The organism is Vibrio sp. V42_P2S4T144 (assembly GCF_009904715.1).
Taxonomy (GTDB): domain Bacteria; phylum Pseudomonadota; class Gammaproteobacteria; order Enterobacterales; family Vibrionaceae; genus Vibrio; species Vibrio alginolyticus.
In genome coordinates this window covers 1-2,381 of sequence record NZ_WXWS01000090.1, presented here as the reverse complement: position 1 = coordinate 2,381, position 2,381 = coordinate 1, and the positions used below count along the sequence as shown (strand labels likewise).

Sequence of the window (2,381 nt, the reverse complement as noted above, 5' to 3'; positions counted from 1 at the left end):
CGTGCCATTTTTTTCTGCAACGAGGATTAAACTGTTTTTCTCTTCTAAACGTTGAGTCATGGAGTCTACCGTTTCTCCTTTCGAAAACTCGGTAACACGCGCCACAACTTGAAGTGCTTCTTCCAATGTGCCTTCACGAATCAGCATTGTCATTGTTCTCTTCTCCAAAATAAAAATACCCAAGCACCTTGGATTGTTACTGTTGTAATCCGCCTGAGGTTACTTGGGTATATACAGACGAACAACTCTTGTTGGTCTGGTATTTCTCACTGAGCGATAATTACTCTTCTGTCGCTTCCGGAGTACGATTTAGGTGTTGAGCAGTTTGTGCATTCTCTTCTGCCAACCACTCAGCAACGTCTTTCGCAAAGTACGTTAAGATGCCATCTGCACCTGCACGTTTGAAGCACAATAGTGATTCCATCACAATTTCACGCTCTTTGAGCCAGCCATTCATGATCGCCGCTTTATGCATCGCGTACTCACCAGACACCTGATAAGCAAACGTCGGTACCTGAAGTTCGGTTTTAACTCGGCGAACTACATCTAAGTATGGCATACCAGGTTTAACCATCACCATGTCCGCACCTTCATTGATGTCTAGCGCCACTTCATGGATCGCTTCGTCAATGTTTGCAGGGTCCATTTGGTAGTTTTTCTTGTTGCCGCCTTTTAGATTTGAAGAAGAGCCAACCGCATCACGGAATGGTCCGTAGTAGTTCGATGCGTACTTAGCCGAGTAAGCCATGATTTGAGTATGAATGTAGCCCGCGTTTTCTAATGCTTCGCGGATCTTACCAATTCGGCCATCCATCATGTCTGAAGGCGCGACTACGTCAGCACCAGCTTCTGCATGAGACAAAGCCTGCTTAACCAATACTTCTGTGGTTTCATCATTCATTACGTAGCCATCTTCATCGATGATGCCGTCTTGGCCATGTGTCGTGAATGGGTCGAGTGCCACGTCTGTGATTACACCAATTTGAGGAATGTGTTCTTTAAGCGCTCGTACTGCTCGCTGAACCAAACCTTCTGGGTTGTAGGCTTCAGTAGCACATAAGCTTTTAGCGTCTTGGTTTACGACAGGGAAAAGCGCGATTGCTGGAACGCCTAGATTTGCAAGGTATTGTGCTTCTTCTAGCATTAAATCAATCGACAAACGCTCTACACCCGGCATGGACTCCACGCTCTCACGACGATCTTTACCCATAAGAATGAACATTGGATAAATCAGATCATTAACAGAAAGTTGGTTCTCAGCCATCAAACGACGACTAAAATCGTGCTTACGTAAACGACGCATACGGCGTGCAGGGAATGGACCTTGAATTGATACAGACACCATTTTCTCCTTGTCTGGACGGTTATGATGATCAAATCATCTGGTGAACAAAATCATATCACTCTTGATGCATGTTGCGAGTGACAATCTGGAAAAAGGTAATGAAAAAAACTGAAAATGACCCAGCACTCACACTCAAGTATACTTCGAATACGAAACCAACCATGAAGCACAGAGAGTAACGATGATCGATACCCACGCGCACATCTATGCTAGCGAATTTGATAACGACCGCGATGAAGTAGTACAACGCGCCTTAACGCAAGGCATTAATAAAATCCTGTTGCCAAACATCGATCTGGACTCAATTGAGCCCATGCTAAAAACCGAAGCGGCATATCCTGACGTATGCCACTCAATGATGGGGCTGCACCCTTGCTATGTGGATAACAACGTTGAGCAAACGTTGGAGATCATCCGCGGCTGGTTTGAGAAACACAAGTTTATTGCGGTGGGCGAAATCGGTATCGACCTGTATTGGGACAAAACCTATCGTGCTGAGCAAGAAATGGCGTTCGTAGCTCAACTTGACTGGGCAAAAGAGATGGATTTGCCGGTCGTTATCCACACTCGTGATTCGATTGAAGAAACACTCACTTTGCTACGACAAGAGCAAGATGGTCGTCTGCGTGGTGTATTCCACTGTTTTGGAGGCAGCTTAGAAGAAGCACAAGCAATCAATGAGCTAGGCTTCCACTTAGGCTTAGGTGGCGTATCAACCTTTAAGAATGGCGGGATGGATAAAGTCATTCCACATTTGGATATGCAGTGGGTCATTTTAGAAACTGACTGTCCATATTTAGCGCCGGTGCCACACCGTGGTAAACGTAATGAACCAGCCTACACTTCTCTCGTTGCACAACGTGTTGCCGACTTGCGTGATGTCGACATCGCAACCATCGATGCCATAACGACTGAGAATGCCAAAACGCTGTTTAATATTTAATTCACGAGAATTGAAAAAAGCGACGAAATCAACGTCGCTTTTTTATCACCTAAACTATTGAATGAACGATTCAACCCGTTGAAATAGTAGAAC

General features: G+C 45.1%; 2 protein-coding genes and 1 pseudogene. 1 reads left to right on the top strand and 2 read right to left on the bottom strand.

The window, feature by feature from the left end:
* Positions 1 to 153: pseudogene (locus tag CAG68_RS02880) on the bottom strand (GNAT family N-acetyltransferase); the annotation flags it as partial.
* Between the two features lie 127 nt (positions 154 to 280).
* Positions 281 to 1,342: a porphobilinogen synthase gene (gene hemB / locus CAG68_RS02875; protein ID WP_031777176.1), complete on the bottom strand. Its 1,062-nt coding sequence runs from the start codon at positions 1,340 to 1,342 to the stop codon at positions 281 to 283.
* A gap of 184 nt (positions 1,343 to 1,526) precedes the next feature.
* On the opposite strand from hemB, the gene CAG68_RS02870 reads away from it, so the two are divergent.
* A complete protein-coding gene (locus CAG68_RS02870) occupies positions 1,527 to 2,288 on the top strand; it encodes a TatD family hydrolase (RefSeq protein WP_017635020.1) in 762 nt (253 codons plus the stop codon).
* Positions 2,289 to 2,381 lie beyond the last annotated feature (93 nt).